The sequence below is a fragment of the Sphingomonas bacterium genome, from assembly GCF_903643065.1.
Taxonomy (GTDB): domain Bacteria; phylum Pseudomonadota; class Alphaproteobacteria; order Sphingomonadales; family Sphingomonadaceae; genus Sphingomonas.
This window is the reverse complement of the sequence record NZ_CAHJWX010000180.1, coordinates 1-5275: the sequence shown is the minus strand read 5'-3', so window position 1 is coordinate 5275 and position 5275 is coordinate 1. Positions and strand designations below refer to the sequence as shown.

The window sequence follows — 5275 nt, the reverse complement described above, 5'->3', positions numbered from 1 at the left end:
CCGATCAGGATCGTCGCCAGGCCGGCGAGGACTACAAGCGTCGCCGAGACTGGCCCCTGCGGCGGGGCGAAGCGGCCGGTCGCGGAGCGGCACCGGGTCCGGCCCGCGGGGATCGTAGGTCATCAGCTTTCTCTCCTTTCAGTCATTCCAGAAAGAAACACGCATGGGTCGGCGGTGCCCGGCATCGGCTCAGCCCTTGATCTTGGCGCCGGGAAGGAAGCGGGCGACCTTGCCGCCCAGCTTCATCAACCCAACCAGCGTCGGCTTGGGGAGCCCGCGCATCTGGTCGTACCAGCCGCCCAGCGTGCCCATGAACTCGTGCAACCGCCCGATCCGCTGCCGCAGGTGCGCGGGCGCGTCGGGATCGGCGGCGAGACGCTCGCTCAGCTCGCGCAGCAGCACGATGGTGGGATCGATCTCGCGGCGCTTGCGCTCGGCTGTGATGCGCAGCAGCATCTCCCACAGATCGGTCTCGGCGAGGAAGTGATCGCGCCGGTCGCCATCGACATGGACGCGCCGCACGATGCCATAGCCCTGCAGCTCGCGCAGCGCGGTGGAGACGTTGGAGCGCGCCAAGCGCAGCCGATCGACGATCGCCTCGGCGGTGAGCGGCTGGTCGGCAAGGTAGAGCAGCGCGTGGATCTGCGCGACCGAGCGGTTCACGCCCCAATGCGTGCCCATCTCCCCCCAGTGGAGCACGAAGGCCTTGGCGTCGGGGTGGTCGAGCAGGGGCATGAGATTCGCTTATTTCTGTTATGACAGAAATAGCGAAAGGATGAGCCGCGTGCAACTGCTATCGGCGCCCCGGGTCTGACCCGGGAGCCCGCGGTATCTCGCGATCGAGTAAAAAGAAGCGGGATCCCGGCTCAAGGCCGGGATGACGGGATCAGCCCGCGACCGGGAGCTTTACCTGACCCGCGTCGTCGCGCTCCAGCGGGGAGTAGGCGACCACGGCGTCGAGGGGCAAGGAAGCGTAAAGGTGCGGGAAGTCCTGGCCGTCACGCGCCGCTTCCCAGCGGATCGCATCGCCCAGCGGCTCCAGATCGACCTCCGCCACGTGCAGGTCGGTCTGGCCGGCGTAGTGTTTGTCGACGGTGGCGGTCAGCTGCGCGGCGGTGGAGAGGTGGAGGTAGCCGTCGCGCCGGTCGGCGGCGGAGCCGGCGAAGCTGCCCGCTTCCAGCTCGGCCAGCTCGGCCGCGGTCAGCACCTTGAAGGCGACGGCGTCCCTCACTCGTCGTCCTCCGCCTGACGCTCGTCCATCGTCTCGGGGCCGGTGCCGTCGTCGACGGTCAGCCCGTCGGCGCGCGCGTCCGCGAGCTCGTCCAGCGTCGTCGCGACCTCCTCGTCGGGCTCGTCGATGCGCGCGGCGGAGACGACGTGCTCGCCGGCGGCAACGTCGAACAGCCGCACGCCCGCCGCGCCGCGCCCGATCACGCGCGTGTCGCCGACCGACTGGCGGATCAGCTTGGCCTGATCGGTGACCAGCATCAGCTGCTCGCCCGCATGCGCGGGGAAGCTCGCCACCACCGGGCCGTTGCGGTCCAAATTGCCGATGTTGGTGATTCCCTGGCCACCGCGATTAGTGCGGCGGTATTCATGCGCGCTGGTCCGCTTGCCATAGCCGTTGGCGCACACGGTGAGGATGAACTCCTCCCGCCCCGAGTCGCGGCCCGCCAGGATCGACAGCGAGATGACCTCGTCACCGGACGCGAGCCGCATGCCGCGCACCCCGGCCGAGGTACGGCTCTGAAACTCGCGCACGGCGGTGCCCGGAAAGCGGATCGCGCGGCCCTGACGCGTCGCGAGCAGCACGTCGTCGGCCTGCGACAGCAGCGACACGCCGATCAGCCGATCGCCCGTCTCCTCCTCGCCTTCCTCTGTGGCGAAGCGCATCGCGATCTTGCCGGCGCGCGGGATGTTGGCGAACTGGTCCATCGAATTGCGCCGGACCAGCCCGTTCGCGGTCGCGAACATGACGTGGAGCCTGGCCCAGTCGGCCTCGTCCTCCGGCAGGGGCAGCACGGCGGAAATCGTCTCGCCGGGGCCGAGCGGGAGCAGGTTGACCATCGGCCGTCCGCGCGTCGCCGGCCCGCCCTCCGGCAGGCGCCAGACCTTGAGGCGATAGGCCTTGCCGGCGGTGGAGAAGAACAGGACGGGCGTGTGCGTCGACGTGACGAACAGGCCGACGATCGCGTCCTCGTCCTTGGTCGCCATCCCGGCGCGGCCCTTGCCGCCGCGCCGCTGCGCGCGAAAGGCGTCGAGCGGGGTGCGCTTGATATAGCCGCCGACCGTGACGGTGACGACCATGTCCTCGCGCTCGATCAGGTCCTCGTCCTCGATCCCCTCGGCGGCGGCGGCGATCTGCGTCCGGCGCGGCGTCGCGAACTCGGCGCGCACCGCCGCCAGCTCCTCGCGCATCACCTCGTACAGCCGGCCGCGATCGGCGAGGATGTGGAGCAGTGCCGCGATCGAGCCGGCCAGCTCCTTCAGCTCGTCGCCGATCTCCTCGCGGCCGAGCGCGGTGAGGCGGTTGAGCCGCAGGTCCAGGATCGCCTTCACCTGCGCGTCGGAGAGGCGGTACACGTCGGCGTCGGCCTGCGGCTCGATCGCCTCGACCAGCATGATGTATGACCGGATCTGGTCGATCGGCCATTCGCGCCGCAGCAGCGCCTCGCGCGCCTCCGCCGGGCTGGCGGAGCCGCGGATGATCCGCACCACCTCGTCCATGTTGGTGACCGCGATGACGAGGCCGAGCAGCACATGGGCGCGCTCGCGGGCGCGGGCCAGCTCGTATTTGGAGCGCCGGGTGATGACCTCCTCGCGGAAGCGCACGAACGCCTCGATGATGTCGCGCAGGTTGAGCAGCTCCGGCCGGCCGCCCCGGATCGCGAGCATGTTGGCGGGGAAGGACCCTTGAGCGGGCGTGTGCCGCCACAGCTGGTTGAGGACGACGTCCACCGTCGCGTCGCGCTTCAGGTCGATGACGATACGCACGCCCTCGCGGTTGGACAGGTCGCGGACCTCGCTGACACCCTCGACGCGCTTTTCCTTCACCGCCTCCGCGATGCGCGCGACCAGCGCGTCCTTGCCCTGTTGATAGGGGATCTCGGTCAGCACGATCGTGCGCCGCTCCCCGCGTTCCTCGATCTCGTGGCGCGAGCGGACGACGATGGAGCCACGCCCGGTCTCATAGGCCAAGCGCGTGCCGACGCGGCCCATGATGATCGCGCCGGTCGGGAAGTCCGGACCCGGCACGATCTGCATCAGCTCCTCGGTGGTGATGGCGTCCCCACCTTCCACCGACCGGGCGATATAGGCGAGGCAGGCATCGACCACCTCGCCCAGATTGTGCGGCGGCACGTTGGTCGCCATGCCGACCGCGATGCCGCCGGCGCCGTTGACGAGCAGGTTGGGGAAGCGCGCGGGCAGCACGGTGGGCTCGCGCGTCGAGCCATCGTAATTGGGGGCGAAATCGACCGTGTCCTTGTCGACATCGCCGAGCAGGAAATTGGCGACCTTGGCGAGCCGCGCCTCCGTGTAGCGCATCGAGGCGGGGGGATCGGGGTCCATCGAGCCGAAATTGCCCTGGCCGTCGATCAGCGGCACGCGCATCGACCAGTCCTGCGCCAGCCGCGCGAGCGCCTCGTAGATCGCGCTGTCGCCGTGCGGATGGTAGTTGCCCATCACGTCGCCGACGATCTTGGCGCATTTGCGATAGGCGCGGCCGGCGACGAAGCCACCCTCCTGGCTGGCCCAGAGGATGCGGCGGTGGACGGGCTTCAGTCCGTCGCGGACGTCCGGCAGCGCGCGCGAGACGATGACGGACATGGCGTAATCGAGATAGCTCGACCGCATCTCGTCAACGATCGAGATGGTGGAAATGTCGGAGGGCTCCGCGAGGAGGATCTCGTCGGCCAAGGCAAGACTTTCGTGACGGAAGCGTGACCGTCTTCCCTAGCCGCGCCGCGTCCAATTGTCACGCGCACGCGCCCGCACGAGCCGGGTCAGGGCGTGATCTCGGCGCCGTCCCAGGCGAACAGGCGACCGCTGTCGGCGGGGGTGAGCCGGGCGATCACCGCCAGCAGGTGCGCCGCCGACTGGTCGGGCGTGAACAGCCGGTCGGCGGGCACGTTGGCCTGGAAGGGGCGGGACAGGCCGGTGTCGACCGTGCCGGGGTGCAGCGCGGCGACGACCGCGCGCGGATTGCGGCGCGCCTGCTCGATGCCGAGCGTGCGGATTAGCTGGTTGAGCGCGGCCTTGCTGGCGCGATAGCCGTGCCAGCCGCCGAGCCGGTTGTCGCCGATCGAGCCGACCCGGGCGGAGAGCGCGGCGAACACGGTCGGGCGGTCACGCGGGCAGCGTGGCAGGAAATGCTTGGCGACCAGCGCCGGGCCGATCGCGTTGACCGCGAAGGCGCGGGCGAGGCGGGCGGGATCGAGCTGCGCCATGTTCTTCTCGGGCTGGTCGAGCAGGCCGGTGGCGACGATCACCAGTGTCGGTGGCGCGGGCAGCGACGCGGCGGCGGCGGCGATGCTTGCCTCGTCGCTAAGGTCGAGCCGCGCCGCCCCGGCGAACGAACGCGCGAAGGCGGCGACCGGCAGGCCAGCCGCCCGCAAGGCGGTGACCAGCGCGGCGCCGATCCCGCCGGACGCGCCGATCACCACCGCCGGGCCTTCGAACGGAAAGGCGATGGCGCCCGGCTCAGCGGGCGCCATGCCGGCTCACTTCTTCTTGCACGCGGTCTTGTTGGCGTTGCCGGGCTTGGAACAATCGTAGGTGATCTTCTTGCCGGTCTTGGTGGTGTGCACCGCCATGTTGGCGCCGGTGGTCTTGGTCGTGGTGGTGGTCGACCTGGCGACGACATGCGCGGTGGCGGTCGGCTTGGGCGACGGCTTGGCGGCGGGCGTGGCCTGCGCGAGCGCGGGGCCGGTGGCGAGCAGCGCGAGCGTGGCGATGACGGTCTTCATGAACGATCTCCCCTCCGATATGGTCCCGAACGGACCGGGCACCGTCAATAGCTTCCCGCGACCGCCATGACGAGAGCGCGACGCGGCGGTGACAACGGCGACAGGCGCGGACGGGGTTGAACGCGGCGCGCATCGCGGCTAGACGCGCCGGCCTCGCCACCAAAGACCAGGGGCGGCGGGATGTGCGAGCGTCGGGGAATAGCTCAGCCTGGTAGAGCACTGCCTTCGGGAGGCAGGGGCCGGAGGTTCGAATCCTCTTTCCCCGACCAACGCGCCGCCGCCACGCCCGCGGCGAAGCTGCAAGCGCG

The 5275-nt window shown here is 70.2% G+C and carries 5 protein-coding genes and 1 tRNA gene; 1 reads left to right on the top strand and 5 read right to left on the bottom strand.

Features of this window, described 5'->3' with window-relative positions; all coding sequences use genetic code 11:
- Nucleotides 1–189: 189 nt before the first annotated feature.
- The 5 genes from HUU95_RS07695 to HUU95_RS07675 form a co-directional block, all read right to left on the bottom strand.
- Entirely contained in the window at nucleotides 190–735 is a 546-nt protein-coding gene (locus HUU95_RS07695; protein ID WP_174279583.1) for a GbsR/MarR family transcriptional regulator, read from the bottom strand.
- Between the two features lie 151 nt (nucleotides 736–886).
- On the bottom strand, nucleotides 887–1231 hold the full coding sequence (locus tag HUU95_RS07690; RefSeq protein WP_174279582.1) for a DUF952 domain-containing protein: 345 nt from the start codon (nucleotides 1229–1231) through the stop codon (nucleotides 887–889).
- Nucleotides 1228–3918: a DNA gyrase subunit A gene (gyrA, locus tag HUU95_RS07685; RefSeq protein ID WP_174279581.1), complete on the bottom strand. Its 2691-nt coding sequence runs from the start codon at nucleotides 3916–3918 to the stop codon at nucleotides 1228–1230. The genes HUU95_RS07690 and gyrA overlap by 4 nt, the downstream gene beginning before the upstream one ends.
- Before the next feature lie 86 nt (nucleotides 3919–4004).
- Nucleotides 4005–4715, bottom strand: coding sequence for an SDR family NAD(P)-dependent oxidoreductase (locus tag HUU95_RS07680; RefSeq protein ID WP_174279580.1), 711 nt, complete (start codon nucleotides 4713–4715; stop codon nucleotides 4005–4007).
- Between the two features lie 6 nt (nucleotides 4716–4721).
- Nucleotides 4722–4967 (bottom strand): hypothetical protein, encoded by a 246-nt coding sequence (locus HUU95_RS07675; RefSeq protein WP_174279579.1) that lies wholly within the window; start codon nucleotides 4965–4967, stop codon nucleotides 4722–4724.
- A 192-nt stretch (nucleotides 4968–5159) separates the two neighbouring features.
- Here HUU95_RS07675 and HUU95_RS07670 point away from each other — a divergent pair.
- Nucleotides 5160–5236, top strand: a tRNA-Pro gene (locus HUU95_RS07670).
- Nucleotides 5237–5275: the final 39 nt, after the last annotated feature.